The organism is Pseudomonas sp. P1_F1_2, assembly GCF_056405815.1.
This window is the reverse complement of the sequence record NZ_JBFUBK010000003.1, coordinates 61,447-87,923: the sequence shown is the minus strand read 5'-3', so window position 1 is coordinate 87,923 and position 26,477 is coordinate 61,447. Positions and strand designations below refer to the sequence as shown.

General features: G+C 59.8%; 24 protein-coding genes and 1 pseudogene. 13 read left to right on the top strand and 12 right to left on the bottom strand.

The genetic code is table 11. The features are described from left to right. Positions 1 to 47: 47 nt before the first annotated feature. The 3 genes from AC1D2P_RS01705 (at position 48) to AC1D2P_RS01695 (ending at position 2,952) form a co-directional block, all read left to right on the top strand. On the top strand, positions 48 to 1,046 hold the full coding sequence (locus tag AC1D2P_RS01705; RefSeq protein ID WP_477757866.1) for a bile acid:sodium symporter family protein: 999 nt from the start codon (positions 48 to 50) through the stop codon (positions 1,044 to 1,046). Positions 1,047 to 1,080: 34 nt separating this feature from the next. Further along, positions 1,081 to 1,539: a metallophosphoesterase family protein gene (locus tag AC1D2P_RS01700; protein ID WP_477757865.1), complete on the top strand. Its 459-nt coding sequence runs from the start codon at positions 1,081 to 1,083 to the stop codon at positions 1,537 to 1,539. A 168-nt stretch (positions 1,540 to 1,707) separates the two neighbouring features. Beyond that, a complete protein-coding gene (locus AC1D2P_RS01695; RefSeq protein ID WP_046030581.1) occupies positions 1,708 to 2,952 on the top strand; it encodes a T6SS phospholipase effector Tle1-like catalytic domain-containing protein in 1,245 nt (414 codons plus the stop codon). Between the two features lie 120 nt (positions 2,953 to 3,072). Here AC1D2P_RS01695 and katG read toward each other — a convergent pair whose 3' ends face one another. Beyond that, a complete protein-coding gene (katG, locus tag AC1D2P_RS01690; protein ID WP_477757864.1) occupies positions 3,073 to 5,328 on the bottom strand; it encodes a catalase/peroxidase HPI in 2,256 nt (751 codons plus the stop codon). 410 nt (positions 5,329 to 5,738) lie between these two features. Beyond that, the gene (locus AC1D2P_RS01685; protein ID WP_046030315.1) at positions 5,739 to 6,194 is read right to left on the bottom strand and encodes a glycine zipper 2TM domain-containing protein; all 456 of its coding nucleotides are present in this window, start codon (positions 6,192 to 6,194) and stop codon (positions 5,739 to 5,741) included. A 179-nt stretch (positions 6,195 to 6,373) separates the two neighbouring features. Between AC1D2P_RS01685 and AC1D2P_RS01680 the strand changes: the two genes are divergently transcribed. Then, positions 6,374 to 7,099: a DUF2238 domain-containing protein gene (locus tag AC1D2P_RS01680; protein WP_477757863.1), complete on the top strand. Its 726-nt coding sequence runs from the start codon at positions 6,374 to 6,376 to the stop codon at positions 7,097 to 7,099. Here the strand turns inward: AC1D2P_RS01680 and AC1D2P_RS01675 are convergent. After that, entirely contained in the window at positions 7,017 to 7,877 is an 861-nt protein-coding gene (locus AC1D2P_RS01675) for a CAP domain-containing protein (RefSeq protein ID WP_258666169.1), read from the bottom strand. The two genes, AC1D2P_RS01680 and AC1D2P_RS01675, sit on opposite strands and share 83 nt — an antisense overlap. Positions 7,878 to 8,096: 219 nt before the next feature. Between AC1D2P_RS01675 and AC1D2P_RS01670 the strand changes: the two are divergent. Both AC1D2P_RS01670 and AC1D2P_RS01665 read left to right on the top strand, forming a co-directional pair. Continuing rightward, positions 8,097 to 8,852: pseudogene (locus AC1D2P_RS01670) on the top strand (MCP four helix bundle domain-containing protein); the annotation flags it as partial. Further along, on the top strand, positions 8,847 to 9,710 hold the full coding sequence (locus AC1D2P_RS01665; RefSeq protein ID WP_477757917.1) for a methyl-accepting chemotaxis protein: 864 nt from the start codon (positions 8,847 to 8,849) through the stop codon (positions 9,708 to 9,710). The pseudogene AC1D2P_RS01670 and the gene AC1D2P_RS01665, both read left to right, overlap by 6 nt. 77 nt (positions 9,711 to 9,787) lie before the next feature. On the opposite strand, the gene AC1D2P_RS01660 is transcribed toward AC1D2P_RS01665, so the two are convergent. Both AC1D2P_RS01660 and ilvD read right to left on the bottom strand, forming a co-directional pair. Then, positions 9,788 to 10,228 carry a hypothetical protein gene (locus AC1D2P_RS01660; RefSeq protein ID WP_077431953.1) on the bottom strand — a complete coding sequence of 147 codons (441 nt, stop codon included), beginning with the start codon at positions 10,226 to 10,228 and terminating at the stop codon, positions 9,788 to 9,790. Between the two features lie 104 nt (positions 10,229 to 10,332). Further along, positions 10,333 to 12,015 carry a dihydroxy-acid dehydratase gene (gene ilvD / locus AC1D2P_RS01655; protein ID WP_477811291.1) on the bottom strand — a complete coding sequence of 561 codons (1,683 nt, stop codon included), beginning with the start codon at positions 12,013 to 12,015 and terminating at the stop codon, positions 10,333 to 10,335. 224 nt (positions 12,016 to 12,239) lie between these two features. On the opposite strand from ilvD, the gene AC1D2P_RS01650 reads away from it, so the two are divergent. From AC1D2P_RS01650 to AC1D2P_RS01640, 3 genes are all read left to right on the top strand, one after another. Further along, the gene (locus AC1D2P_RS01650) at positions 12,240 to 13,577 is read left to right on the top strand and encodes an MFS transporter (protein ID WP_223525064.1); all 1,338 of its coding nucleotides are present in this window, start codon (positions 12,240 to 12,242) and stop codon (positions 13,575 to 13,577) included. Between the two features lie 25 nt (positions 13,578 to 13,602). Beyond that, entirely contained in the window at positions 13,603 to 14,865 is a 1,263-nt protein-coding gene (locus AC1D2P_RS01645) for a gallate dioxygenase (RefSeq protein ID WP_223525065.1), read from the top strand. 122 nt (positions 14,866 to 14,987) lie between these two features. Next, positions 14,988 to 16,235, top strand: coding sequence for an OprD family porin (locus AC1D2P_RS01640; RefSeq protein ID WP_223525066.1), 1,248 nt, complete (start codon positions 14,988 to 14,990; stop codon positions 16,233 to 16,235). Here AC1D2P_RS01640 and AC1D2P_RS01635 read toward each other — a convergent pair. Beyond that, on the bottom strand, positions 16,222 to 17,466 hold the full coding sequence (locus AC1D2P_RS01635) for a LysR family transcriptional regulator (RefSeq protein ID WP_223525255.1): 1,245 nt from the start codon (positions 17,464 to 17,466) through the stop codon (positions 16,222 to 16,224). The genes AC1D2P_RS01640 and AC1D2P_RS01635 overlap by 14 nt on opposite strands. Positions 17,467 to 17,622: 156 nt before the next feature. Between AC1D2P_RS01635 and galB the strand changes: the two genes are divergently transcribed. Genes galB through AC1D2P_RS01620 form a run of 3 tightly spaced genes read left to right on the top strand, consistent with a single transcriptional unit; the run spans position 17,623 to position 20,149 of the window. Continuing rightward, positions 17,623 to 18,357, top strand: a complete 735-nt coding sequence (gene galB / locus AC1D2P_RS01630) for a 4-oxalmesaconate hydratase (RefSeq protein ID WP_477757861.1) — start codon at positions 17,623 to 17,625, stop codon at positions 18,355 to 18,357. Beyond that, positions 18,354 to 19,070, top strand: coding sequence for a 4-carboxy-4-hydroxy-2-oxoadipate aldolase/oxaloacetate decarboxylase (locus AC1D2P_RS01625; protein WP_223525068.1), 717 nt, complete (start codon positions 18,354 to 18,356; stop codon positions 19,068 to 19,070). The genes galB and AC1D2P_RS01625 overlap by 4 nt, the downstream gene beginning before the upstream one ends. A 2-nt stretch (positions 19,071 to 19,072) precedes the next feature. After that, positions 19,073 to 20,149 carry a 4-oxalomesaconate tautomerase gene (locus tag AC1D2P_RS01620; RefSeq protein ID WP_477757860.1) on the top strand — a complete coding sequence of 359 codons (1,077 nt, stop codon included), beginning with the start codon at positions 19,073 to 19,075 and terminating at the stop codon, positions 20,147 to 20,149. Positions 20,150 to 20,152: 3 nt separating this feature from the next. Here the strand turns inward: AC1D2P_RS01620 and AC1D2P_RS01615 are convergent, their stop codons facing one another. Further along, a complete protein-coding gene (locus AC1D2P_RS01615; protein WP_477757859.1) occupies positions 20,153 to 21,049 on the bottom strand; it encodes a LysR family transcriptional regulator in 897 nt (298 codons plus the stop codon). Positions 21,050 to 21,178: 129 nt separating this feature from the next. Between AC1D2P_RS01615 and AC1D2P_RS01610 the strand changes: the two genes are divergently transcribed. Further along, positions 21,179 to 22,522: an MFS transporter gene (locus AC1D2P_RS01610; protein WP_477757858.1), complete on the top strand. Its 1,344-nt coding sequence runs from the start codon at positions 21,179 to 21,181 to the stop codon at positions 22,520 to 22,522. A gap of 131 nt (positions 22,523 to 22,653) precedes the next feature. On the opposite strand, the gene AC1D2P_RS01605 is transcribed toward AC1D2P_RS01610, so the two are convergent. The 5 genes from AC1D2P_RS01605 to AC1D2P_RS01585 form a co-directional block, all read right to left on the bottom strand. Beyond that, the gene (locus AC1D2P_RS01605; protein WP_477757857.1) at positions 22,654 to 23,505 is read right to left on the bottom strand and encodes a hypothetical protein; all 852 of its coding nucleotides are present in this window, start codon (positions 23,503 to 23,505) and stop codon (positions 22,654 to 22,656) included. Positions 23,506 to 23,657: 152 nt separating this feature from the next. Further along, positions 23,658 to 24,317: a helix-turn-helix transcriptional regulator gene (locus AC1D2P_RS01600; protein WP_046030305.1), complete on the bottom strand. Its 660-nt coding sequence runs from the start codon at positions 24,315 to 24,317 to the stop codon at positions 23,658 to 23,660. An 18-nt stretch (positions 24,318 to 24,335) separates the two neighbouring features. Further along, positions 24,336 to 24,965: a hypothetical protein gene (locus AC1D2P_RS01595; RefSeq protein WP_046030304.1), complete on the bottom strand. Its 630-nt coding sequence runs from the start codon at positions 24,963 to 24,965 to the stop codon at positions 24,336 to 24,338. Positions 24,966 to 25,097: 132 nt separating this feature from the next. Further along, positions 25,098 to 26,156 (bottom strand): acyltransferase family protein, encoded by a 1,059-nt coding sequence (locus tag AC1D2P_RS01590; RefSeq protein WP_077431954.1) that lies wholly within the window; start codon positions 26,154 to 26,156, stop codon positions 25,098 to 25,100. A 75-nt stretch (positions 26,157 to 26,231) separates the two neighbouring features. Next, positions 26,232 to 26,465, bottom strand: a complete 234-nt coding sequence (locus AC1D2P_RS01585) for a hypothetical protein (RefSeq protein ID WP_046030302.1) — start codon at positions 26,463 to 26,465, stop codon at positions 26,232 to 26,234. Positions 26,466 to 26,477: the final 12 nt, after the last annotated feature.

Sequence of the window (26,477 nt, the reverse complement as noted above, 5' to 3'; positions counted from 1 at the left end):
GCGCGTTAGAGTCGTCATCACGTTCCTGGCAAACCTGGATGATCCTGATGACGCGCCCCCGTTTCTTACCCGACAACTTCACCTTGACCCTGATTGGCGTCGTGCTGCTGGCCAGCGTGTTGCCCGCCAGCGGTCAAGTGGCGGTGGGCTTTGGCTGGCTGACCAACGTCGCCATCGCCCTGCTGTTTTTTCTGCATGGCGCCAAACTGTCACGCGAGTCGATCATCGCCGGGGCCGGGCATTGGCGCCTGCATTTGCTGGTGTTCAGCCTGACCTTTGTGGTGTTCCCGCTGCTCGGTCTGGCGCTCAAACCGGTGCTGTCGCCACTGATCGGTGATGATCTGTACATGGGCATGTTGTACCTCTGCGCACTGCCTGCGACGGTGCAGTCGGCCATTGCCTTTACCTCGCTGGCGCGCGGCAATATTCCGGCGGCGATTTGCAGTGCGGCGGCGTCCAGTCTGTTCGGGATCTTCCTCACACCATTGCTGGTGACGCTGCTGCTGAATGTGCAGGGCGATGGCGGCTCGACCCTCGATGCGATTATGAAGATCAGCGTGCAACTGCTGCTGCCGTTCATTGCCGGGCAGATCGCACGCCGCTGGATTGGCGCCTGGGTCGGGCGCAACAAGAGTTGGCTGAAGTTCGTTGATCAGGGCTCGATTCTTTTAGTCGTTTACGGCGCGTTCAGCGAAGCGGTGACCGAGGGCATCTGGCACCAGATTCCGCTGTGGGAACTGGCCGGGCTGGTGGTGGCGTGCTGCGTGTTGCTGGGGTTGGTATTGGTGGCTTCCACGGTGCTGGGCAAAGCCTTTGGTTTCAACATGGAAGACCGCATTACCATCCTGTTCTGCGGCTCGAAGAAAAGCCTGGCCACCGGTGTGCCGATGGCTCAGGTGCTGTTCGTCGGCAGCACCATCGGCGTGTTGATCCTGCCGTTGATGTTGTTCCATCAAATTCAGCTGATGGTCTGTGCGGTGCTGGCCCAGCGCTACGCCAATCGCCAGGAATCGGTTGCTGAACTGATGGCGCAAGTAGATCCTTGATCGCGTCAGACCCCGACCTCAACGGGAGCGATGCATGAAGGTTGGCGTGATTTCCGATACCCACGGTTTGCTCCGCCCCGAAGCCCTTGCGGCCCTGGAAGGGTGCGAGCGGATCATTCACGCGGGCGACATCGGCAGCCCGGACATCCTCGATCAACTGGCGTCCATTGCTCCACTGCATGTCGTGCGCGGCAACAATGACGTGGACGCGCCATGGGCCGCGCATCTGGATGATCTTCTGCGTTTCGACCTGAAGGGTTGGGGCACTTTGCTGGTGCATGACATCGCCGATGTCCCGGCCGCGCTCGATGCCGGCATCAAACTGGTGATCACCGGGCACTCGCACAAGCCATGCATCGAATGGCGCGGCGATCAGCTGTTCCTCAATCCCGGCAGCGCGGGGCGGCGGCGTTTCAAGTTGCCGGTGACGCTGGCGTTGGTTGAGGTGTTGGAGGCTTCAATTGAACCGCGCATGGTCTCGTTACTGAACTAGCTTTATGGCTAAGCGCCATTAACTCTGCTATGCCTTGGATAGCCCTCCACGATTTACCGCAGCAGTTGTCACGACACGGATGTGGGGCCACACCGTCCCTCGCTTGCCGACAGGAAGCGCGGGAACCCCACTTTGCCGGGCAACAAGATTGCGGAGAGCACACAGACCATGGCGCGCCAACTGATTCTCTGTATCGATGGAACGAACAACCGCTTCTGTGACAAACCCACCAATGTGCTCCGGGTGTTTCGGTCATTACCCAAGAACAGCAGTGAGCTTCTGAGCTATTACGATCAGGGTGTGGGCACGTTCGGGTTAAGTGAAACCCTGTTCGAATGGGAGAAGGTACCGTCGCGAATTGCCGGGCTGGCGTTTGGTTGGGGGATCAAGCGTAACGTGCTCAATGCCTACCGTTTTCTCATGGAGAACTATCAGGAAGGCGATCAGATTTTCATCTACGGTTTTTCTCGCGGTTCCTATGCTGCCCGGGTCCTGGCAGCCATGATTCATACGCTTGGGTTGCTACCGGCCCACCAGGCTCAACAACTGGACTTTGCCTGGTCATTACTGACCACACGAACACGTTCCGAAAAAGGTGCGCCCGAACCTTCCCTCAAGCGGCCGTGGAGCTATTTCTGGTGGCGCCTGACCGCGGACAAGCGACCGGATTTTTCCTTGATGACGCAGTTCAAGGAATCCTTTTCCCAGGATGTCGATGTCTACTTTCTCGGGCTGTTCGACACCGTGAGTTCAGTGGGTTGGGTGTATGACCCGTTGGTCGTTCCCTATACCGCAAACAATCCAAGCGTACGCACCATCCGTCATGCGGTGTCCATTGACGAGCGACGCTGTTTTTTCCGCCAGAACCTATGGAATGTCGCCAAGGCCGCGGACCTGAAACAGGTGTGGTTCGCCGGCGTGCATTGCGATGTCGGTGGCGGCTACCCGTTGGAAGAATCGCAGCTTGCCCTGATTGCCTTGCGCTGGATGATTGGGGAGAGCCTGGAGGCCGGGTTGAACATCGATGATGCATCGTGTCGTGGCGAACTCCATCCCAAGACCTGCCCGGTAGCGGATCCGCTGGCACAAGCCCACCAATCGCTGTCCCGATGGTGGATGATTGCGGAGTGGGTGCCGCGCTTGAGGTGGGACCCCAAGACTCACACTCGAACGCTCAAGTTTGGCTCGATGCCGCCATTCGGCAAACCCAGAGCGCGAGAGATTCCCCAGCCTGAGCCCGGGCAGAAAGTCTGGGTGCATGAATCCGTGATGGTGCGCCTGAACGGATCGTTGACCACCGGCCAGCCGTGGGGAGATCAGCTGAAATACGAGCCTGAAAACCTGCTGTGCATTGATCCAGCACTGATTGATCAGGTTTTCGACGCTCCGGACCTTGCTCCGCGTGGGTTATAGGATCTGAGCCCAAGTCGTGATATGACGCGCCGACGTCCAGAAAGAGTAAGCCTTTAAAAGCCACCCCGACCCGTTTGATCGGGGCGGGGTGGTTCATTCAAGGCCTGACGGTTTACCCCGTCACTTCACATCAAACCGATCCAGGTTCATCACCTTGGTCCAGGCCGCCACAAAGTCCTTAACAAATTTCTCCTTCGCATCACTGCTCGCATAAACCTCGGCCAGTGCCCGCAATTGCGCATTCGACCCAAAGACCAGGTCAACACGCGTCCCGGTCCACTTCACTGCACCGGATTTGCGATCGCGTCCTTCGAACTCTTCAGCGGCCTCGGAGGTGGGTTTCCATTCCACGCTCATGTCCAGCAGGTTGGTGAAGAAGTCGTTGGTCAGCGCTTCCGGTTGTTGGGTGAAGACGCCGTGGCGGGTTTGTCCGACGTTGGTGTTCAGCACTCGCAGACCACCAATCAGCGCGGTCATTTGCGGAGCGGTGAGCGTCAGCAGTTGCGCCTTGTCGATCAACAGTTGCTCGGCCGGTACGCGGTAGCGGGTTTTCAGGTAGTTGCGGAAGCCATCGGCAATCGGTTCGAGGAAGCCGAAGGATTCCACGTCCGTTTGCTCTTGCGACGCGTCCATCCGCCCCGGCGTGAACGGAACCGTCACGCTGTGACCGGCATTTTTCGCCGCTTGTTCGACGCCCGCGTTACCCGCCAATACGATCAGGTCGGCCAGCGAGACTTTCTTGCCACCGCTGTTGAACTCGCTCTGGATGCTTTCGAGTTTCGCCAGGACGTTCGCCAATTGTTCTGGCTGGTTGGCTTGCCAGAATTTCTGCGGGGCCAGGCGCAGGCGTCCGCCGTTGGCACCGCCGCGTTTGTCGGAGCCGCGGAAGGTGGAAGCGGCTGCCCAGGCAGTCGATACCAGCTGCGAGACCGACAGGCCGGAAGCAAGGATTTTGCTCTTGAGTGCGGCGACGTCGCTGTCGCTGACCAAGGCATGATCGACCGCCGGGATGGGGTCTTGCCACAGCAGTACTTCGTTGGGCATTTCCGGGCCGAGGTAGCGGGAGAGGGGGCCCATGTCGCGGTGGATCAGCTTGAACCAGGCGCGGGCGAAGGCGTCGGCCAGTTGATCGGGATTGGCCAGGAAGCGTCGGGAAATCGGCTCATAGATCGGGTCGAAGCGCAGGGACAGGTCCGTGGTCAGCATGGTGGGATTGCGCCGTTTGGACGGGTCGTGGGCATCCGGAATGGTACCGGCACCGGCGCCGTTTTTTGCGACCCACTGGTGCGCCCCGGCTGGGCTTTTGCTCAGTTCCCACTCGAAGCCGAACAGGTTTTCCAGGTAGTTGTTGCTCCATTTTGTTGGCGTGGTGGTCCAGGTCACTTCCAGCCCGCTGGTGATGGTGTCCGAGCCTTTACCGGTGCCAAAGCTGTTCTTCCAGCCAAAGCCTTGCTGTTCGAGACCAGCGGCTTCGGGCTCGGCACCGACATTGTCGGCAGGTCCGGCGCCGTGGGTTTTACCGAACGCGTGGCCGCCAGCGATCAGCGCCACGGTTTCTTCGTCGTTCATCGCCATGCGGGCGAAGGTTTCACGGATGTCCGTGCCTGCAGCGACAGGATCCGGATTGCCTTCAGGGCCCTCGGGGTTGACGTAGATGAGGCCCATTTGCACGGCGGCGAGTGGGTTTTCCAGATTTCGGCCCTGCTCGGTGCGGCTCTCCTCGTTTTTCCCGGGCTCAGCAACCAGCGGACCTTCGCCGGGCTCTTGCATAGGCTGGTTTTCTTTGCCGTAGCGGATATCGCCGCCCAGCCATTTGTTTTCGGAGCCCCAGTAAACGTCTTCGTCCGGCTCCCAAACGTCCGGACGACCACCGGAGAAACCAAAGGTCTTGAAGCCCATCGACTCCAGCGCCACATTGCCGGTCAGCACGATCAGGTCAGCCCAGGAAATGTTGCGCCCATATTTTTGCTTGATCGGCCAGAGCAACCGACGTGCCTTGTCGAGGCTGACGTTGTCCGGCCAGCTGTTGAGCGGTGCAAAGCGTTGCTGACCGGAGCCAGCGCCACCCCGGCCGTCACCGGTGCGATAGGTGCCGGCGGCGTGCCAGGCCATGCGAATGAAGAGTGGCCCATAGTGACCAAAGTCCGCTGGCCACCAGTCTTGCGAATCGGTCATCAACGCCGTGAGGTCTCGTTTGACCGCTGCAAAATCCAGTTTTTTGTACGCTTCGGTGTAGTTGAAACCCTCGTCCGAGGGATCGGACAGAGACGAATGCTGGTGCAGGATGTTCAGGTTCAGTTGGTTCGGCCACCAATCGCGGTTCTTCGTGCCACCACCGGCGGCGTGGTTAAACGGGCATTTCGATTCATTTGCCATGTGCGAGCTACCTTTGGTCGTGTTCATCCGGGCTACCCGGCCCGTTGTGGGCTCGAAATAGCGACGAGCGAAAGCAATGACACAGGCTGCTGGGCCAGCAGTTCGATTCACTGATTGTTTTGATTACACGGGCATCGGTACAGCGCAGAACGAGGTGCAATCACGGTGGCCCACGGCAGGCTTAGTCATGTTTCTGACTCATTCCTGTCTCCTTATCAGCTCAAAACCGGCCGGCTCACGCCAGCGCTGGGATAAGGTTAGACGCCTATCTGCAAGTCAGCTAATAGGTGGAGTATTCGGGGCTGATAGGCAAAAGCTTTTATTGGGGCCTTTGAGATTGTCTGGGTTTAGAGGCCCTTGGAAGGAGACGGATCTATTGATAAACAAAAAATCCATCCCCTCATTTTTACTTAGCCCTGCGGCACCACCCGCGCTTCGTTTCCAGTGCCTTCGATATAAACGTTCATGCCTTTGTTCAGTCCAGGATTGATTGGCTGGGTCACCGACACCAGCACACCGCTTTTTGTGCGCACGATGATCTGTTGAGCTTCCTGAGGCTGGTCATACTTTTTCTTCTCCGCGTAGTTGCCGCCTGCCGCACCCGCGAGCGCGCCGGCCACCATCGCCACGTCCCGTCCTGTGCCATGCCCGATCAAACTGCCAAGGCCGACACCGGCGATCCCGCCAAGAATGGCGCCGACACCACTGTCATGATTGGTTTGCATCTGCGTGAGGGTGATCTGCTCAATCTTGCCCGAGCGAATTTCCATTTCGCCCGCGCCTCCGCTCCCGGCTCCAACGGCGGCGCAGGCGCTAAGCACAAGACTCATCAGTGTGATCGTTATCCAGGAAACAGTGGTTTTCATCATTGAGCTCCAGCTTTCAGGAAGGGTTGTGTATCCAAACGCATCACCTCACGTTAGTGCAAAAAGCCTAGCACACGCCTTTAAGCCCATTGGTGGTCAGGAGTCCTGCCTTTTGTCGCTGTGCTTGAACCGGTTTTACGTTGAATTGATCTGATGTTTGTCACCCAGGAGCCCACGCCATGCAGCCCAAACCCTATGCGCGATACGACCTGACGCTGCTTTTGGTGTTTGTTTCAATCGTCGTGGTGCTGGGCTTTTCGCCGCACAGTCGGGTTGATTGGGCGCTGGAAAACCTGTTGGTGCTGTTGCTCGTGGGCACCTTGGTGGCGGCCTCTTACTGGTTTCGCTTGTCTGCGGTGTCCGTCACCCTGATTTTCGTTTTCCTGTGTATTCACGAATTGGGTTCTCACTACACCTACGCCGAAGTGCCCTACGACCGTTGGTGTTCGGACCTGGCCGGGTTCAGCCTCAACAAAGCCCTTGGCCTGCATCGCAACCATTTTGATCGGCTGGTCCATTTGAGCTACGGGTTGTTTTTGGTCTATCCCGTGCGAGAAGTGCTGCTGCGGCTGACCCCATTGCGGGGCTTTTGGCTGATGTTCGTGGCGATGAACATCATGCTGTCGACGTCAGCCATCTACGAATTGGTGGAGTGGATTGGCGGGGCCTATCTGGGCGACGACACGTCCCGCGCCTTCATTGGTGCTCAAAACGATCCGTGGGATTCACAGAAAGACATGGCGCTGGCGGTGACCGGCGCCTTTGTCAGTTTGCTGGTGATGCTCCTTTTCAAGGTAAAGAAACAGCGTTCAAGTCACCCGATCACGGTGCCCCAAACAGCATCGTCCAATACACCCCCTCATCACTACGGGCATCTGCCGCATAACCGGCGCCGACCTGAGTAAACATCGGGTTCATCAGATTCGCGCAATGCCCGGGGCTGGCCAGCCATCCTGACATCGCCTTGCTCGGTGAACTTTGCCCGGCGGCGATGTTTTCACCGGTCTGCCTGCCGCGAAAGCCGGCGGCCCGCGCTCGATCGGCGGGCATATCACCGTCGGGGTCACGGTGCGCAAAGTAGTTGCCGTAGGCCATGGCCTTGCTGTGCCCTTGGGCGGCGGCGCCCAGGGCGGTGTTCCAGCTCAGCGGCCGTGCGGCGGCGAAGCGCTGAGCGCCACACATCCGCGGTTTGGCCCGTGCCGCGTTGACTTGTGCCAACAGTGCCTTGCCGACGGTTCGCGAGTCGCCGACCTGACGGTCGAGTACCGGTTGCGCCAGCACCACTTGCCATTGCGATCGGCTGCGACTGACGCCGATGTCCGCGTACTGGCCATCCAGCAGCGCCCCGCAGTAATCGTCTTGCAACCTATCAAAGGCTTCATCGGCATCCTGCGCACCGACCACCCGAATGCTTCGAACCGTCACCGCCGAATAGCCGGAAGCCTTCAGCCGATCGCGCAAACCACCGCCATAGCCGATGGGCAGCGCCAGGTTCGAGTTCAGCGCCAGCGGCGCCAGGCGTTGTGCCGGGCGCCTGTCGCAACGTTGCGGATGGGCACGGTAATCGTTGATCGCGGCCACCAGTTGGCGTTCGCCGCTGGCATGGGCAGGGGTGGCCAATAGAGCAAGCACAGGTAAACAACACAGCGAGGCGCAGCGCAAGGCGAGGACGGTGGGGTGCATGGGGCGGACAGCTCTGAGGAGATAATGACGAAAATGAGAATTTACGGCGCCTGTAAGACTGGCGACTGAACACTAGGTTCAGGAGGGAAGGGGGCAGAAAAGCGCGTTTTACCTACCGCATGTCGAAAAAGGTCAAAAGTACCGAGCCACTGTTAAACAAGTGGCTGCAGCGGTCGATAGCGTTTCCACAATACCGACTAGCCAACAGAGGGCAGCACCGTGTCGATAAAACTGCGATTACTGTTGTTGATTGGCACCAGCTTGCTCACCGCGCTGATCGTGAGTCTGGTCAGTTACGTAGGTAACACGCAGATGGCCGAAGCGGTGAATGAGAGCGAGGTCAGCATGACCGCGCTGCGCAATCACCTCGAAGCCGACATGATGCATGACGCCCTGCGCGCCGATGTGTTGTCGGCGATGCTGGTCGGCCTGGGCAAAAGCACCAGCAGCAAGGTCGAGGTGCACAGTTCAATCGAAGAACACACGACGCATTTTCGCGAAGTGCTGGGTGAAAACCTCAAGTTGCCGGTCAACGACACCCTCAAGGTTGCCCTGAACAAGGTCAAGCCGAGTCTGGACACCTACATCGCTGCGGCAGAGCGCATCGTTGGCCTGGCATTGGAAAACCCCGAAGCCGCGCAGAAAGAACTGGGCACCTTCAATGCCGCGTTCAGCCAACTGGAAGATCAGATGGCGGCCCTCAGCGAGCTGATCGAAACCAACACGCAACAGACCAGCCAAAATACCCAGCAAGCGATCCAGAGCGCCAACTTCACCCTCGGCGTCGTGCTCATCGCCAGTCTGGTGTTGCTGCTCATTCAGGGACGCTGGGTGATGCTGAGCATCATGGGGCCTTTGCAGACCGCCAATCGCATCGCCATCAGCATCGCCCATGGCAACCTCAGCGAACCGATTGTCGAGCCGACGCAAAAAGACGAAGCCAGCACCCTGATTCGCAGCCTCGCCACGATGCAACGCGACTTGCGCGGCATGATCGAAGTGGTGCGCAGCAACGCTCACGGCGTGAGTGGCATGAGCGATCAATTGAGCAGCGGTTGCCATCAGGTCGCCGACAGCAGCCAGCAGCAAAGCGCCGCCGCCAGCACCATGGCCGCCGCCGCAAGCGAAATGACCGCGAGCATCGAGGAAATCACCCGCCACGCCGAACGCGCGCTGGACATGGCCAATCAGGCTGAATCACTGGCCAAGGATGGTGGTCGGGTGATCCATCAGGTCGTCGCAGACATGGACGGCATCGCCCGTTCCGCGCAGCAATCGGCCCAGGTGATTCGCACGCTGGACAAGGAGTCCGAAGGGATTTTCAGCATCATTCAGGTGATCAAGGGCATCGCCGACCAGACCAACCTGCTGGCCTTGAACGCCGCCATCGAGGCGGCGCGCGCCGGTGAGCAGGGCCGTGGTTTTGCCGTGGTCGCCGACGAAGTGCGTAGCCTCGCCGGACGCACCAGCGCCTCCACCCAGGAAATTGCCAGCATGGTCTCGCGCATCCAGCAAAGCACCCGCGAGGCGGTGACCAGCATGGAGGCGGGCGTGGCACAGGTGGACAAAGGCATGGCCGTGACGGCCGACGTTGAGCGCGCCATCCGTGAAATCCTCAGTGCGACGCTGAGTACCACGCAACTGGTCAACGACATTACCCGCACCATCGGCGAGCAAAGCCTGGCCAGCAACGAAATTGCCCATCAGGTGGACACGATCGCCGGTATGTCGGAGGGCAACAGCAAGGTCATCGGCCAGACCGCCTCGACTACCGATGAACTGTCGAGCCTGGCGGGCAAACTGTCGCAATCGGTGGACCGGTTTCGGCTCTGACAGATTTCAACAGTAAGCATCTGGTCAGCACGTCTTCCCGCTCCCACGCTTTTGCGTGGAAGCGGGAGGAGAGGTTCTTAGATAAGTTCACCGCAGAAAATATCGTGATTGCCATCGGCCGGGCTATCGCGCACCACCAGCGAGTAATGGCCGGAGCGCAGCGTTTCGTATGGCAGAGGCACAGTCTTCTGGAGTTGGATTCCCTCTGTTTCGTTGAAGTTGTCAGTCACTACCTGGTTGAGTGAATAGGCCGGTTTCGGCTCATGCCGGGCACAGCTTCCCGAGTAGACATAGGTATACAAGTGCGCCGGAACTAAAGTGCCATCGGGTACACCACCCACGAACAATGAGAGTTCCGTCTCACCAGTGTTCAAGGGGGTTAGAACGGCCTGAGCGATATGTCCGGCATTGTAAGTAGTTGCGTTCAAGGGAACGGCGTCGATCTGCTGCGGGGTTGCTACAGCCACCGAGATGCAGCCAGCCGCGACCATCAACGCCAGCGAAGATACGATTTTCATCGTAAGCCTCCTGCCTTACAAAGGCGTGCTGAAGTGAGCCCCCTATAAATTTTAGTCGCCTATACACATCCATGTGTTCTTCAGACGTTCGGGCCTCTGATGTTTTAGAGGTACTTATCCGTCACCGCGCCTTCCGAAGCACTGGACACGGTCTTCGCATATTTGGCCAGCACCCCGCGTTTGTACTTGGATTCCGGGCGGACCCAGCGGGTCTTGCGCTCGGCCAATACCGCGTCGGTCACGTCGACGGTGATCTGCCGGGTTTCGGCGTCGATGGTGATCCGGTCGCCGTCTTCAATCAGCGCGATTGGCCCGCCTTCAAACGCTTCCGGTGTGATATGCCCGACCACAAAACCGTGCGAGCCGCCGGAAAAACGGCCATCGGTAATCAGCGCGACGTCCTTGCCCAATCCCTTGCCCATCACCGCAGACGTGGGCGAAAGCATTTCGCGCATGCCCGGGCCACCTTTTGGCCCTTCGTAACGGATCACGATGACGTCGCCGGCCTTGACCTCCCCATTGAGGATGCCGGCCAGCGCACCTTCTTCACCGTGATAGACGCGGGCCGTCCCTTCAAAGCGCAGGCCTTCTTTGCCGGTGATCTTGGCCACGGCGCCGGTGGGCGAGAGGTTGCCGTGCAGTATCACCAGGTGCGAGTCCTTTTTGATCGGTTTGTCGAAGGGCAGAATCACGTCCTGGCCTTCGGGGTAGTCGGCAACGTTTTCGAGGTTTTCCGCCAGGGTTTTTCCGGTGACCGTCAGCACGTCGCCATGCAGCATGCCGGCGGCGAGCATGCGTTTCATCAGTGGCTGGATGCCGCCAATGGCGACCAGTTCGCTCATCATGTATTTGCCGCTGGGGCGCAGGTCCGCCACCACCGGGGACACCTTGCCCAGCTCGACGAAGTCGTCCAGCGTCAGTTCGACATCCACGGCATTGGCCATGGCCAACAGGTGCAGCAYGGCATTGGTCGAGCCGGCGAGGGCGATGACCACACGGATCGCATYTTCAAAGGCTTTGCGGGTCATGATGTCGCGCGGCTTGAGGTCCAGCTTGAGCAATTCCATGACCTGCTGACCGGCGCGAAAGCTGTCTGACGCCTTGTCACTGCCGACCGCTTCCTGGGAGCTGGAACCGGGCAGGCTCATACCGAGCGCTTCAATGGCCGACGCCATGGTGTTGGCCGTGTACATGCCGCCGCAAGAGCCGGGGCCGGGGATCGCCACTTCTTCAATCTGCTTGACCTGAATCTCGCTGATATCGCCCCGTGCTTGCTGACCCACGGCCTCGAACACCGAAATGATGTCGGTGTGGCCGGCACCCGGGCGAATGGTGCCGCCATAGACGAAAATCGACGGCCGATTCAGCCGCGCCATGCCAATCAGGCAGCCCGGCATGTTCTTGTCGCAACCGCCGACGGTCACCAGGCCGTCAAAGCCCTCACAACCGACCACCACCTCAATCGAATCGGCGATCACCTCGCGCGACACCAGCGAATACTTCATGCCTTCGGTACCGTTGGCGATGCCGTCGGAGATGGTGATGGTGTTGAAAATGACGCCTTTGGCACCCGCCGCGTTCGCGCCTTTTTCGGCTTCCAGGGCGAGTTTGTCGATGTGCATGTTGCACGGCGTGACCATCGCCCAAGTGGAGGCGATGCCGATCTGTGGTTTCTTGAAATCCTCATCGGTAAAACCCACGGCGCGCAGCATGGCGCGGGCGGGAGCGGCTTCGACGCCGTCGATGACTTCGGAAGAGTATTTGCGCAGATCGTCTTTGTCGCTCATGACTTTTCCTCACATCTAAGACTTGACCGGTGCGGCCCAAGCCGGGGCTTTTAAGTCTAGCCCCGGTTCGCAAAACCAGCCCGATAAGAAAAACCGATACCCCCTTAAGGATTTCCCAGAGGCGGGGCGGGCGCCTGCGGCTTTAGAGTCACGCCCAACAGGTTGACTGTCGCGCATCGACTCCACGCCTGCCGCAATTTCTAAAAAAATAAGAAGGTGAATGCATGAGTAACGAAACAGTCGACATCAAGGCGTGGATCGACAACCGACCGGTTGCACCTTACCAATGGCTGATCATGGCCCTGTGTTTTTTCATTGTGCTGTTCGACGGTTTTGACGTTGCCGTCATGGGCTTTATCGCCCCTTCGCTGATTCAAGAGTGGGGGCTTTCCAAAGCCGCCTTCGGCCCGGTGATGAGTGCCGGCATGGTCGGTCTGGCCATCGGTGCGTTGACGGCGGGCCCTTATGCCGACCGCCTGGGACGCAAAAAAGTGCTGCTGTGCGCCGTCACCGGTTTCAGTGTGTTGAGCCTGGCCTGTGCGTTTGCCCGCAATCCCTATGAGCTGGCGATACTGCGATTGTTCATGGGGGTGGCGCTGGGCGCGGCAATGCCCAATACCACCACATTGCTGTCTGAATACCTGCCGGAGCGCAACCGCTCACTGTTCATCACCCTCATGTTTACCGGCTTCAACATGGGCTCGGGCTTGGGTGGCTTTGTCGCGGCGTGGCTGATTCCGAGCCACGGCTGGCAATCGGTGCTGCTCTTTGGCGGGGTTCTGCCGCTGTTGCTGGTGCCGTTCTTGTGGTTGCTGTTGCCAGAGTCGGCGCGTTTTCTGGCGGCTCGCAATGCTCCAGCCAGCCAGATCGCCAATGCCTTGAACAAGTTGGGCGGGACGTTCACCAGCGCCACCCAATTCATCATGACCGAGCCCCAGGCTCAGCAAAAAGCCCCGGTGCGCATGCTGTTCACCGAACGTTTCCGCCTCGGCACGTTTGCCCTCTGGCTCACCTATTTCATGGGCCTGCTGGTGATCTACCTGACCATGGGCTGGATGCCGACGCTGTTGCGCGAGGGCGGTTTGTCGATCGAACGGGCAGCGACCATTACCGGCCTGTTCCAGATTGGCGGCACGGTGGGTGCGATCCTGGTGGGTTGGGCCATGGACCGGCGGAACCCGAACGCCGTTATCGCGACCTCCTATGCGTTGGGCGGTGCATTCATTCTGCTGCTGGGGGCCTTCAGCCTTGAGTCGAGCCTGTTGGCGTTCGGCGTGGTGGCGGCAGGGTTCTGCATGAGCGGTGCGCAAACGGGCCTCAACGCTTTCGCGCCGGGCTATTACCCGACCGACTTCCGCGCCACCGGGGTGAGCTGGATGCTGGGCATCGGGCGTTTCGGGGCTATCTTTGGTTCTCTCATCGGTGGTGCGGTACTCAGCCTCGGCTTGGGTCTGCCGTTGTTGTTCGCCCTGTTGAGCGTGCCGGCCTTTATCGCTGCGCTGGCGATCCTGGCCAACGGTCATGCACGACGCCGGGTCAACCGGACCTTGCTGGCGCAATAATCTTTTTCAAACACAGGAATTCGTTATGGCACGCATCATCGGTGGCCTCGCTGTCTCACACACGCCCACCATCGGCTTCGCCGTCGATCACGACAAACAGAACGAGGCGGCCTGGGCGCCGATTTTCGAAGGCTTCGAACCGATCAAGGTCTGGCTCAAAGAACAGCAACCCGACGTGTTGTTCTACATCTTCAACGACCATGTGACCTCGTTTTTCTTCGACCACTATGGCGCGTTTTCCCTTGGGGTCGATGAGCGGTACGAAGTCGCCGACGAGGGCGGCAATCCTCGCTCGCTGCCTTCGGTTGGCGGTCACGCGGCACTGTCGCGACACATCGGCGAAAGCCTGATGGCTGATGAGTTCGACATGAGTTTTTTCCGCGACAAACCGCTGGATCATGGCTTCTTCTCGCCGATGTCGGCGCTGTTGCCGTGCGAGCCGGATTGGCCGGTGGAGATCGTCCCGCTGCAGGTCGGCGTGTTGCAGTTTCCGGTGCCCAGCGCGCTGCGTTGCTACAAGTTGGGCCAGGCGTTGCTTCGGGCCATCGAAAGTTACCCCGAAGACCTCAAGGTCGCCATTGTCGCCACCGGCGGCGTGTCGCATCAGGTGCATGGTGAGCGCTGTGGATTCAACAACCCTGAGTGGGACGCGCAGTTCATTGATCTGCTCGTCAACGACCCGGTCCGCCTGACTCAATTGACTCACGCCGAGTACGCCACACTGGGCGGGATGGAAGGCTCGGAGGTGATCACTTGGCTGATCATGCGCGGTGCGTTGTCGGCCACCGTAAAAAACCTGCATCAGGACTATTACCTGCCGTCGATGACCGGTATCGCCACCTTGCTCCTGGAAAATCAGGATCGACCGGTGCCTGCCGACGTCAACGCCCGCCATTTGCAGCACATGCAACACCAGTTGGCCGGGATCGAGAAACTGGAAGGGACGTACCCGTTCACCCTGGAGCGCAGCGCCAAGGGCTATCGCCTGAACAAGTTTTTGCACCGCATGATCGAGCCTGAGTGGCGTCAGCGTTTTCTCGATGCGCCCGAAGCGTTGTTCGACGAAGGCGGCTTGAGCGAAGAAGAGCGTGATCTGTTGCGACGCCGCGATTGGCGCGGGCTGATCCAGTACGGGGCGATTTTCTTTGTGCTGGAAAAACTCGCGGCGGTGCTGGGCATCCCCAATCTGCAGGTCTACGCGGCCATGCGTGGGCAGAGCCTGGAAGACTTCATGAAAACCCGCAATCAGCAGGTGCTCTATTCGGTGGCGGGCAAAGCGCCGCGCTGATCGCGCCGACATTCTCGCGGCTCTCAAGGGGCCGCCCAACCCACTGTTCTGTTTGATCTCACTGTGCCCGGCATTGGCAGGCGCAGGGCCTTTCTTTACCCAAAAATCGGAAAACAATAACAATGAAAATCACGGTTAACCCTCGTATCGTCTGCACGTTCACCCTGGCTTGCGCGTTTCCTCTGACGGGGTCGGCGGCTGGATTCCTGGAGGACGCCAGCGCGAACCTCAACCTGCGTAACTTCTACATCAACCGCAACTTCACCAACCCGGCTTATCCGCAAGGCAAAGCCGAGGAATGGACACAGAGTTTCATCCTCGATGCGCGGTCCGGGTTCACTCAGGGGCCGGTGGGCTTTGGCGTCGATGCGCTAGGCCTCTTGTCGGTCAAACTCGATGGCGGTAAAGGCACGGGCGGCACCCAGTTGTTGCCGATTGCCAGCGACGGACGTCCTGCCGATGATTTTGGTCGTTTGGCAGTGGCCGGGAAGATGAAAGTCAGTAAAACCGAAGTGAAGGTCGGTGAGTGGATGCCGGTGCTGCCGATCCTGCGTTCCGACGATGGCCGCTCGTTGCCGCAAACTTTTCAGGGCGGGCAGATCACCTCGCAGGAAGTTGCCGGCCTGAACCTGTACGGCGGGCAGTTCCGCCAGAACAGCCCCCGCAACGATGCGAGCATGGAAGACATGTTCATGCAGGGTAAAGCCGCCTTCACCTCTGACCGTTTCAACTTTGTCGGCGGTGAATACAGCTTCAACGACAAGCGCACGATGATCGGTGTATGGAACGCGCAACTGAAGGACATCTATCAGCAGCAATACCTGCAAATCGTCCACAGTCAGCCGCTGGGCGCCTGGACGCTCGGCGCCAATCTGGGCTACTTCTGGGGCAGTGAAGACGGCGGCGCCCGAGCCGGCGATCTGGATAACCGCACGGCATCGGCGTTGCTCTCGGCCAAGTATGGCGGCAGCACGTTTTACGTTGGCCTGCAAAAACTCACCGGCGATGATGCATGGATGCGGGTCAACGGCACCAGCGGCGGCACCTTGGCCAACGACAGTTACAACAGCAGTTATGACAGTGCCCGGGAGAAGTCCTGGCAGCTGCGTCACGACTATAATTTCGTCGCCCTCGGTGTGCCCGGCCTGACCCTGATGAACCGTTACATCAGCGGTGACAACATTCACGTCGGCGCGGTCAGTGATGGCAAAGAGTGGGGGCGTGAGACGGAGTTGGGGTATACGGTGCAGAGCGGCACCTTCAAAAACCTCAACATGCGGCTGCGTAATTCCAGCATCCGCCGCGATTACAGCACCAATGAGTTTGATGAAAACCGTTTGATTGTCAGCTACCCGCTCAGCTTGCTCTAACGTCAGGCTGAATACTCATCGTTTGGTTGGCTGCCTCCTCGCGAATCACCCGGCGGATCATGTCCATCAAGGCAAGCGCCACCGGTGAATGCAGGCAGCCGTTGCGGTAGGTCAGGCCGATAGCGCGGGTGGTTTGTTTCAGCTGCAGCGGCAGGATGCACAACTCGCCGCTGGCAATCTCCTGTTCCAGTTGATGGGCGGACACCGCTGCGAGCATGTCCGAGCGCAGCAACAGCCCGCGAATAATCGCCATGTCGGCACTTTCCACCACGGGCCGCGGCGCGGCGATGCCGAACCCGGTGAAGCAGTCATCGAGCATCTTTCGGGCGGGGGAGCCGGCGCGCGGCAGCACCCATTGCGTGGCGCCGAGTGCGTGTTGCAGATCGGTTTGCGTCGCGAGCGGATGATTGCGCCGGGCCAACACCACCATGTCTTCCGTGAACAACGACTCGCCACTCAGGTCGCTGGCATAGGCTGCCGAGCGCAAGGCACCAAAAATGAAATCCACATCGCCGGCACGCAGTTCCGTCGCCAGCAAATCAAATGGGCTCTCATTGGTGATCACCTGAATACCGGGGTGTTCGGCCATCAAGCGCACAATCGCTTCGGGCAAGATGCGGGTGCGGCCCAAGGGCAGGGCGCCGACCTGCACCACGCCTTGCAATGCCCCGCGAATCGCAGTGATGTCGGTATCGATATGACGCAGTTCGTTCAGCGCCCGACGGATTGCGAACAGGATTTCATGACTGGCCCGGGTCGGCTGCAACCCGCGAGGCGTGCGTTCGAACAGGGTTTGACCGCAACCGCTTTCCAGCACCTTCAGCGTCGAACTCACGGCAGGCTGACTCAGGCCCAACAGGCTGGCCACGGTCTGCATGTGCTGCGTTTCACAGAGTTTGACGAACACTTGCAGGCGTCTGGCCTGTAGCAGATACAGCGGCTCGACGGATGGTTTATCACCGACGCCCAGCAATTTCGGCACGCTCTCCAGTTCAGCCAGCACGCGTCGGGCGCGGGGCAACAGGCGTTCGCCGAAATCGGTCAATCGCATGCCGTTGGCGTGCCGCTCGAACAAGGGCACATCAAGCCGCGCCTCCAGCTCGGAAATCGAGCGGGTGACCACCGACTGGGCGCGAAACAGCGCCACCGAAGCCTTGGACACACTGCCGTGATCGGCCACCCGGACGAAGGCGCGCACGTGCATCAGGCTGGGAAGTTCGAGGGTTTCCATGGGGTTCATGCTCGGCGGGTCCGCGTTCAGCCGGACTATGCCTTTGCCCTGAAAGGGTGGCAATAAAAAAAACGCATACCTCGAACACTCGAACGCATTACTCCGCCGATGGGCCCCGATGCGATGCTCTTTCGAAACGCAGGAGGAGCCCCCGCAATGATCATGTCATCCAAAAACGCGCTGGTTGTCAGCGCACATTCCGCCGATTTCGTCTGGCGTGCTGGCGGTGCCATCGCCCTGCACGCGCAGCAGGGTTACAACGTGCACATCGTATGCCTGTCGTTCGGCGAGCGCGGTGAGTCCGCCAAGCTCTGGCGCAAGGGCGAAATGAGCGAATCGAAGGTCAAAGCCGCACGCCGCGAAGAGGCTCAGGCCGCCGCCGATATTCTGGGTGCCAGCGTCGAGTTCTTCGACATCGGTGACTACCCGATGCGCGCCGACAAGGAAACGCTGTTCCGCCTGGCCGATGTATTTCGCCGGGTCCAGCCGGAATTCGTCCTCAGCCACTCGCTGAAAGACCCCTACAACTACGACCACCCGCTGGCCATGAACCTCACGCAAGAGGCGCGCATCATTGCCCAGGCCGAGGGCTACAAACCGGGCGAGAAAATCGTCGGCGCGCCACCGGTGTACAGCTTCGAACCGCACCAGCCGGAGCAATGCGAATGGCGCCCGGATGTGCTGCTGGACATCACTGATGTCTGGGACAAGAAATACGCGGCAATCCAGTGCATGGCCGGTCAGGAACACCTGTGGGAGTACTACACCCGTGTTGCCCTGCAGCGGGGTGTACAAGCCAAACGCAACGTCGGGATCACCTCGACCCGCAACATCGTGTATGGCGAGGGCTACCAGAGCATCTTCCCGCGAGTGACGGAGAACCTGGCATGAGCGAATACATCGGAAAAACCGGCATTGTGGTGCGCAATATTCCCCGGGCCGAGGTATCGCTGGTTGATGAACTGGGACGTTTCGGCGTCGCCACCCTTCATGAAGCACAAGGCCGCAAGGGCTTGCTGGCGTCGACCATCACACCGATTCAACAGGGAACCGTCATCAGCGGCGCAGCCGTTACCGTGCTGGTCGCACCGGGCGATAACTGGATGTTTCATGTGGCCGTGGAGCAATGCCGGCCCGGCGACATCCTGGTGGTTGCCCCCAGTTCACCCTGCACCGATGGCTACTTCGGCGATCTGCTGGCGACCTCGCTAAAAGCTCACGGTGTGCGCGCGCTGGTGATTGACGCCGGCGTGCGCGACACCCATACGCTTCGCGAAATGGGCTTCCCGGTCTGGTCCCGCGCCATCAGCGCCCAAGGCACGATCAAAGAAACGCTGGGTTCGGTCAACCTGCCGCTGGTGTGCGGTGGTCAATTGGTCAATCCGGGGGATGTGGTGGTGGCCGATGACGACGGTGTGGTGATTGTGCGTCGCGCCGAAGTGCCGCAGGTCTTGAAAGCCAGCCGCGCCCGCGCTGACCTGGAAGAACAGAAAGCCTTGCGCCTGGCCAAGGGCGAATTGGGCCTGGATATCTACAACATGCGGGGCCGGCTGGCCGAGAAGGGCTTGCGCTATGTCGACAGTCTCGACGAGCTCGGAGACTGAACATGGGACAGACTCGTATTCCCTGCCTGTTGATGCGCGGCGGCACGTCCAAAGGCGCGTATTTTCTGGCGAGTGATTTGCCCGATCAGCCGGCGTTGCGTGACCGGGTGCTGCTGGCGGTCATGGGCTCACCGGACACGCGTCAGATCGACGGCGTTGGCGGCGGCGACTCGTTGACCAGCAAAGTGGCGATCATCAAACCCTCCGCGCGCGCCGAGGCGGACGTTGATTACCTGTTCGCTCAAGTGCTGGTCGACGAGGCCCGCGTCGATTACGGCCAAAACTGCGGCAACATTCTCGCGGCGATCGGACCGTTTGCCATCGAACGTGGATTGGTGGCGGTCACTGTCGACGTGACTTCGGTGCGAATCTTCATGGAAAACACCGGGCAGATGGCCGTGGCGCATGTCCCCACACCCGATGGCGTCGTCTGCTATTCAGGCGATGCGCGAATTGATGGCGTGCCAGGGCATGCCGCGCCCCTGATCGTCGAGTTCGAGCAGATTGCCGGCTCCAGTTGTGGTGCGCTGCTGCCGACTGGCAATGCGCTGGATGTGTTCGACGGTGTTGAAGTCACCTGCATCGACAATGGCATGCCGGTGGTGTTGATTCGTGCCCAGGCGCTGGGTCGCAGTGGTTATGAAAGTCCCGGGCAACTGGACGACGATATCGAACTCAAGGCGCGTCTTGAAGCCATCCGCCTGCAAGCCGGACCGCGCATGAATCTGGGGGATGTACGGCTGCGCAACGTACCGAAAATGTGCCTGATTGCGCCGGCGCACGAGGGTGGGGCACTGAGCACTCGCAGCTTCATTCCTCATCGTTGCCACACCAGCATCGGTGTCTTCGGTGCGGTCAGTGTGGCGGCTGCCTGTTTGATCGAGGGCACGGTTGCGGCGGGGCTCGCCAGTGTTGGCGAGGGGGATCTACGCCGGTTATCGATTGAACATCCGACCGGGGAATTCACCGTGGAACTGCGATTGAAGGATGGTCAATTGGCGGGATGCGGGCTGATGCGCACCGCGCGATTGTTGTTCGATGGCGTGGTGTGCGTTCCCCAAGCGATCTGGTCAAGGTGAGGATTACTGGGTCTGCGTGCACACCTCACGCACACATTCGCGCAACCACCGATGCGCCGAGTCCGCGTCCATTCGCGGGTGCCAGAGCATGGAAACCGTGATCGCTGGAGTCATCACCGGCAGCGGGAAACTGTGCAGTCCGGCGCGCAGGTTTTGCGTGTGCCGTTCGGGTACGGCAGCGATCAGATCCGAGGCGCGGGCCAGGGCCAGCGCGGCGGAAAACCCGCCGACGATGGTGACGATGTCTCGCTCAAGCCCCAGTGATTTCAAGGCGTCATCCATCGGCCCTTTATCCCGCCCGCGTCGCGACACCAGAATGTGCCGGCCGGACGCGTAACGGGCGGGGGTGATCTCGCCCTCGCTCAACCCGTGCCCGACGCGTACCACTCCGATGAAGCGATCCTGAAACAACGCGCGGGTGCGCACTTCGGGGCTGGTGGTGTCGTCCACCACGCCGGTTTCCAGATCGACGGTTCCGTCGCGCAGCAGCGTGCGGTCCTGATTGAGTTTCTGCACAAAATGCAGACGCACGCCGGGTGCTTGCTCGCTGATGCGGGCGATAAGAGCCGGCCCGAAGTTCTCGACGAAGCCATCGCTGGTGCGCAGGGTGAATGTRCGCACCAGGTGTTTGAGGTCGAGTTGCTCGGCAGGGCGCAGCACCGCCTCGGCGTGCAGCACCAGTTGACTCACCTGTTCGCACAGTTCGAGTGCGCGGGGCGTCGGCACCAGGCCGCGTCCGGCGCGCACCAATAACGGGTCGCCGGTGGTTTCCCGCAATCGCGCCAGCGCACGGCTCATGGCCGACGGGCTCAGGCGCAAGCGTCGGGCGGCGCCCGCGACGCTGCCTTCGGTGAGCAGGGCATCGAGGGTAATCAGCAGGTTCAGATCAGGAGTAGTCATGGGGTGAACGCTAGCACGACTTTGCGGTGACGTGGCGTTGCGTGCAGGTATCAAGTGCAAGCCGTGCGTCTTCCGCCATGCCACGTCCGGCCATACGCTGGAGACCAACTTTTGATCAGTGGCCAGGCAATGAAACTCATCACGCAATCAGGATCGGCCCGTTGGGCACTCGCCAGTCTTTCGCTGTCGATGTTGATGCCTTCACTCGACACCAGCATCGCCAATGCCGGATTACCGACATTGGCTCATGCCTTTGACGCAACGTTTGCGCAGGTCCAGTGGATCGTGCTGGCGTACTTGTTGGCGATCACGACATTGATCGTCAGCACCGGACGACTCGGTGACCTTGTCGGGCGCAAGCGCTTGCTGTTGAGCGGGATCGCGATTTTTACTCTGGCCTCGCTCGCCTGCGGGCTCGCACCTTCATTGGGCTGGCTGGTCGCGGCCCGCGCGGTGCAAGGCCTCGGTGCAGCCGTCATGTTGGCGCTCACCGTGGCGTTTGTCGCGGACACGGTGCCGAAGGCGCAGACCGGCAGCGCCATGGGCTTGCTCGGTACGATGTCGGCGATCGGTACCACGCTCGGTCCGGCACTGGGGGGCATGTTGATTTGCGGGGTTGGCTGGCAGGCGATTTTTTTGGTCAATGTGCCGGTGGGCGTTCTGAATTTCGTGCTCGCCTATCGCTGTTTACCGGCGGATCGTTCAGTCTCCCGGCCAGGTGGTTTCGATTTGCCGGGGACGCTGCTGTTGGCGCTGACGCTCGGCGCGTATGCGCTGGCCATGACGTTGGGCGATTGGGGTTCGCTCAACCTGCTGTTGCTGCTGGTTGCGGTGGTGGGTGCCGGGATGTTCCTGTTCGTCGAAGCGAAAGCGTCATCGCCCTTGATCAGGCTGGCGCTGTTCCAGGATCGCCGGTTGAGTGCGAGCCTGGTCATGAGCGTGCTGGTGTCGACGGTGATGATGGCGACGCTGGTGGTCGGGCCGTTTTATCTGTCGGGCACGCTGGGGCTGAAGGCGGCGCTGGTCGGGCTTACGTTGTCGGTCGGCCCACTGGTGGCGGCGCTGGCCGGAGTGCCGGCCGGTCGTCTGGTGGACCGTTTTGGCGCGCAGCGCATGACGGTGTTTGGGCTGACATTCATGGCATTGGGTACGGGGGTGTTGTCGATTATGCCGATCGGTTTCGGCATTCCTGGCTATGTCGCGCCCATCGCAGTCATCACCGCCAGTTATGCGCTGTTTCAGGCGGCCAACAATACGTTGATCATGAGCGGTGTCAGCACCGATCAGCGGGGCGTGATCGCCGGGTTGCTCAGCCTGTCGCGCAATCTGGGGTTGATCACGGGCGCTTCGGTGATGGGCGCGGTGTTTGCAGGCAATGGCATGCGTGTCACGTTTGCGCTGGCGGCGGGGTTGATCGTGCTGGCGTTAGTCATCGCGTTGCCCGCTCGCAAACGCCAGCTCTCCGCTGCCTAAACAGCGCATCCACCGCAGTCCCCTTGTAGGAGCCGAGCTTGCTCGCGATGGCGGTGTATCAGTCAACATTTGTATCGACTGACACTGCGCTATCGCGAGCAAGCTCGGCTCCTACAGGGGGGGTGGCGGGATCAGGAAACCTGCGTTTGAAGCGTGTCCAGAAGGTGGGCAAGAGGGTCGGCCGTTTTGGCATCGTCGGCTTTGTCCTTGTCCAAGCCATCCGTCACTACACCCGCGAGGATTTCAGCCAGGTTGTGAAAATGCCCGGACTTCTTATCGGCGGGATCCGAGCCGGCGCTCTGGTTCAGTGCCGCTTCCAGCGACAGGTGTTGGGTCAGCCATTGCGGCGTGTTCTTTTCTTCGGGGCTCATGTTGTCGAGAAAATCCAGGGCGGCATGAGCGCGGGCAACCGGGTCGTTGGCGAACGGGTCTTTCCAGTTTTTTTCCTGGTCCGCCGGGCCACTGTAATAACCGGTGGCGAGCCGGCCTTGCTGGCGCATCAAGGCTTGGGCCGACGCTTGTTCATCGGCGGTGAACTTGCCGCCTTCATTGGTGGCGACGGCGTTCAACGAACGCCGATCCAGGTCGCCAAACAGTGCATTACGGTCTTCATCCGTCTTGGCGTATGGCTGGCTGCTGGCGGTCATCTGCGCGTATTTTTCATCCATGCGCTTGCGCGCGTCGGCGGCCACTTCCGGGAAGGTCTTGTCCTTGGAACTGGAGACTGCGCCAGGCTTGGACGCGCCAAGCACCAGCGCGTCGGCATTCATCCCCGCGCGGACCGGAAAGTACGGCGCATTGCCGACGATCGAGTTGCTGTAATCGGTGGAGGTGCTGGAGAGGCTCACTGAATCAGTGTTTGACGTCTGGATCTGCGCCGTCTCGTCTTGACCGACCTGCTGTCGGGTATTGGCAGACTTCGAATCGACAGCCGCCGCGTAGGCAGACATCGCCGCATTCGTTGAAGTTGAGACAGTGATCATTGTGCTTCCTTGGCGAGGACCGCTCGCAAGTGGGAGCGTTGAGACGCTCGATGCCAGACACGGTACGTCGTATCCGTGACGCTTTCAGGTGTATCGGCGGCGACGCCCCCTACTTGAAGGCGCCGGCCGGTGGCCAGGGTTTCACCGATGATTCAAGGCGTCGGTTCCGGTTCTGTGGTCGCTTCAGCCTCTTCCTGAGGCTCACTCGGCCGCAGTTTGAACCGGCAGACATTTCCGCCCCGAACCATGCATTCCGTATGGTCGACCTCACCCCCCCCCAACGCGCCGATCAAGGCCAGGTCCAGCTCGCAGACCACCGGGTGCGCGGCGGCGAGGCGGTGGAATACGCAGTTGTGCGCGACGATTTCCTTATCGTCCGAGCTGCGAAAAATCACCTCGGCTTCGTACCCGGCCTGATTCATGTGCTGCACGATGGTGCCTTCGTCCACCACGTGCTGTTCACGGTCCAGCGCCAGTTTACGACCCATGCTGCGCATCAGTGCCGCCAGGGCTTCGGGGCCGATGATGCCAGCCACTTCGTCAATCAGGACACTGGCCAGCAGCTGATACTGGCGAGGGAATTGCTCCTTCGCATGGTCGGTGAGCTGATACAATTGCTCCGGACGCCGCCCCGTCGGGCGCGTATCACCGCGCAGCACCAGGCCGGCACCCTCCAGCGCCGCCAGGTGCTGGCGAATCGCGGTGCGGGTGACGGCCAACTGCTCGGCCAGCTCGTCAATGCTCATGCCGCGTGCATGGTGCAGCAGCGCATTGAGCAAGTCCTGCTGGGTTCGGCCCAGTCCTTCAAGCATGGGGTGTCCTCGCGCGGGTCAGAATTTTTCCGGGAACTGTTTGACCAGCGCCGCCGTCAGTGCGTCGGCCAGCGCGAGTATGTGGGTGCGCATCATGTTCCAGGTGCTGGCTTCGCCGGCATAGTCGTGCGCGGCGATTTGATCGATCTGGCTGACATGGTGCCCGCCGTGGGCGGCCAGCATCGTCACCAGGGTGCTCTCCGGCAAGTTGGGGTTGGCCTTGGCCAGGAAGGCGGCGATGGCTTTGGCGTTGCTGGTCAAGTCAGCGACGGCGGCCTGCTTGCCTTTAGCATCCTTGGCGACGGTGGCGTCGCTGTAGTGTTTCACCGCGCCCCAGTGACCGGCAAGCAGCTTGAGCAACTGATCGGCAGCGGGCTGGCCGTAGAGCGGGGCGATGCTGTTGGCGATTTTGGTGGCGTTATCGACCACCTGATCGGCGGCGACTTTAGCCTGTGCCTTGTCGTGCTCCTGATTGGCAATGGCGTAGCTTCTGATCCAGAAAATATGCTCGACCCACAGGTCCCGCAGAGCGAGACGGGTGGTGAGTGCCGCGCTGTCGGCGGCGGGCGGTGAAGCGGGGGGCGTCTGGCTCCAGACGGGTTGAGCGCACAGGGCCAACAACAATAAAGCCAAGGTTTTGATATTCATCACGGCACCCTCTGTAGGTGGGATTGTTCGACAATATCAATTAAAGCATCAAAATATGTTTTTATTGGGCGTTAGCAAAAATTGCAGATCAACGGTCATGTCGCTGCGCTGCGCTGCGGTGGAGGAGGCGCTTTATCGAGGCTTATTCGCCTCGACACGTTTGAAGGAGAATGAAAGGGCTTTTTTAATGTGCCTGGCAATGGGGGTTTCTATTTGTTTGTGGATGACATGAGACGCACCGATCATCAACGCGATAGTGCCCCAGAGCAGGAGGTGTGGGTTTATCGCCGGGTAGGCAATGTTGAAAATCATAAAGCCGATCATTTGATGCAGTAGATAAAGTGGGTAAGTCAGCGCGCCTAATGCCGTCCAGTTGAATGTCCCTACGGCTGCAGTCTTGTTGGTTGCGACCAGGAAGAATGTCATGAAGAACAGGATGATCATGCTGCAGACGATCAGGGGGTCGAAGTCGGTTGGATATTTGGTTTCGAGCAATTCGGCCCAAACGATGGCGGTGAAGCAGGCCAATGCCAATGCCCCAGCCAAGAGCAGCACTCGTGTTTTGGTGATCCCCTTGGCCCAGATCATGAAGAACGTCGCACCCGCTATGAAATAGGCGGCGTAATCGGTAATTAATACCGAGCGCAACTTTTCGAAGGCGAATACTTCGGCACCGGCAGAGATCAGCAACCACCACACAAGACAGGTTTCTATTTTTTCTATTTTCTTGAAGGCCAGGAGAATGGAGATCATCAGGTAGAACTTTATTTCTACAAACAGCGACCAGTACACGCCGTCTATGGGCTCGACACCTACAAAGTCGCCCAGCAACGTCATGTTAATAATGTATTGATAAACATCAGCGGTGTATCGCGGCTGCCCAATGGCCAGCGTGATCAGAAAAGTCAGGGTGCAGCACACCCAGAAAGCAGGGTAGAGGCGAATGGCGCGGGATATGAAAAAGGCTTTGAGATTGTTGCCCGACGCGGTCATGAGAATGACGAATCCGCTGATCATGAAAAACAGTTCGACACCCAAGTAACCGTATTTGGCAGGCTCAGCCAACAGCGGGTAGGGCATTACAGACATGTCGCCTTTTGCATACCCGCGAAAAGCATAGTGAAAAAACACCACGGCGAGCGCTGCCAGGAAGCGCAGCAAATCCAGTTCATTCAGCCGGCGTTTGATCACGTACACGCTCCAGATGGGTTGGCGCTGATTGACAACTGACCTCCCTGCCGATTGAACGTTGATCCAGCGCGAACGCTAGAGCAGCAGTAGCGCCTCATGGACTTCAATTGAAGGGGTAACACCTTCCTTGCGTTGGCTCTCGAGCCAGTTTCTGGTTTTGATGACATCGAAGATCTGGCCTTGATCCATCAAGGTCAAAAGCAGCTCATCGGAAACCCGATAGCGCCCGCATTCCGGACAATCCCTTTCCTCCCATGGGCCGTGGCACTGAATGCGTTCCGCCACGCCGACACAAATCAGACAATTCACCGTTAGCCCCTC

Bases quoted from the DNA above. Each gene is read 5' to 3' on its own strand.
- AC1D2P_RS01665 (WP_477757917.1), top strand. From the start codon at position 8,847: ATGCAACGCGACTTGCGCGGCATGATCGAAGTGGTGCGCAGCAACGCT.
- AC1D2P_RS01695 (WP_046030581.1), top strand. From the start codon at position 1,708: ATGGCGCGCCAACTGATTCTCTGTATCGATGGAACGAACAACCGCTTC.
- katG (WP_477757864.1), bottom strand. From the start codon at position 5,328: ATGGCAAATGAATCGAAATGCCCGTTTAACCACGCCGCCGGTGGTGGC.
- AC1D2P_RS01635 (WP_223525255.1), bottom strand. From the start codon at position 17,466: ATGGAAACCCTCGAACTTCCCAGCCTGATGCACGTGCGCGCCTTCGTC.
- AC1D2P_RS01700 (WP_477757865.1), top strand. From the start codon at position 1,081: ATGAAGGTTGGCGTGATTTCCGATACCCACGGTTTGCTCCGCCCCGAA.
- AC1D2P_RS01685 (WP_046030315.1), bottom strand. From the start codon at position 6,194: ATGAAAACCACTGTTTCCTGGATAACGATCACACTGATGAGTCTTGTG.
- AC1D2P_RS01595 (WP_046030304.1), bottom strand. From the start codon at position 24,965: ATGAATATCAAAACCTTGGCTTTATTGTTGTTGGCCCTGTGCGCTCAA.
- AC1D2P_RS01610 (WP_477757858.1), top strand. From the start codon at position 21,179: ATGAAACTCATCACGCAATCAGGATCGGCCCGTTGGGCACTCGCCAGT.
- AC1D2P_RS01600 (WP_046030305.1), bottom strand. From the start codon at position 24,317: ATGCTTGAAGGACTGGGCCGAACCCAGCAGGACTTGCTCAATGCGCTG.
- AC1D2P_RS01675 (WP_258666169.1), bottom strand. From the start codon at position 7,877: ATGCACCCCACCGTCCTCGCCTTGCGCTGCGCCTCGCTGTGTTGTTTA.
- AC1D2P_RS01625 (WP_223525068.1), top strand. From the start codon at position 18,354: ATGAGCGAATACATCGGAAAAACCGGCATTGTGGTGCGCAATATTCCC.
- galB (WP_477757861.1), top strand. From the start codon at position 17,623: ATGATCATGTCATCCAAAAACGCGCTGGTTGTCAGCGCACATTCCGCC.
- AC1D2P_RS01680 (WP_477757863.1), top strand. From the start codon at position 6,374: ATGCAGCCCAAACCCTATGCGCGATACGACCTGACGCTGCTTTTGGTG.
- AC1D2P_RS01660 (WP_077431953.1), bottom strand. From the start codon at position 10,228: ATGAAAATCGTATCTTCGCTGGCGTTGATGGTCGCGGCTGGCTGCATC.
- AC1D2P_RS01640 (WP_223525066.1), top strand. From the start codon at position 14,988: ATGAAAATCACGGTTAACCCTCGTATCGTCTGCACGTTCACCCTGGCT.
- AC1D2P_RS01645 (WP_223525065.1), top strand. From the start codon at position 13,603: ATGGCACGCATCATCGGTGGCCTCGCTGTCTCACACACGCCCACCATC.
- AC1D2P_RS01650 (WP_223525064.1), top strand. From the start codon at position 12,240: ATGAGTAACGAAACAGTCGACATCAAGGCGTGGATCGACAACCGACCG.
- AC1D2P_RS01620 (WP_477757860.1), top strand. From the start codon at position 19,073: ATGGGACAGACTCGTATTCCCTGCCTGTTGATGCGCGGCGGCACGTCC.
- AC1D2P_RS01605 (WP_477757857.1), bottom strand. From the start codon at position 23,505: ATGATCACTGTCTCAACTTCAACGAATGCGGCGATGTCTGCCTACGCG.
- AC1D2P_RS01705 (WP_477757866.1), top strand. From the start codon at position 48: ATGACGCGCCCCCGTTTCTTACCCGACAACTTCACCTTGACCCTGATT.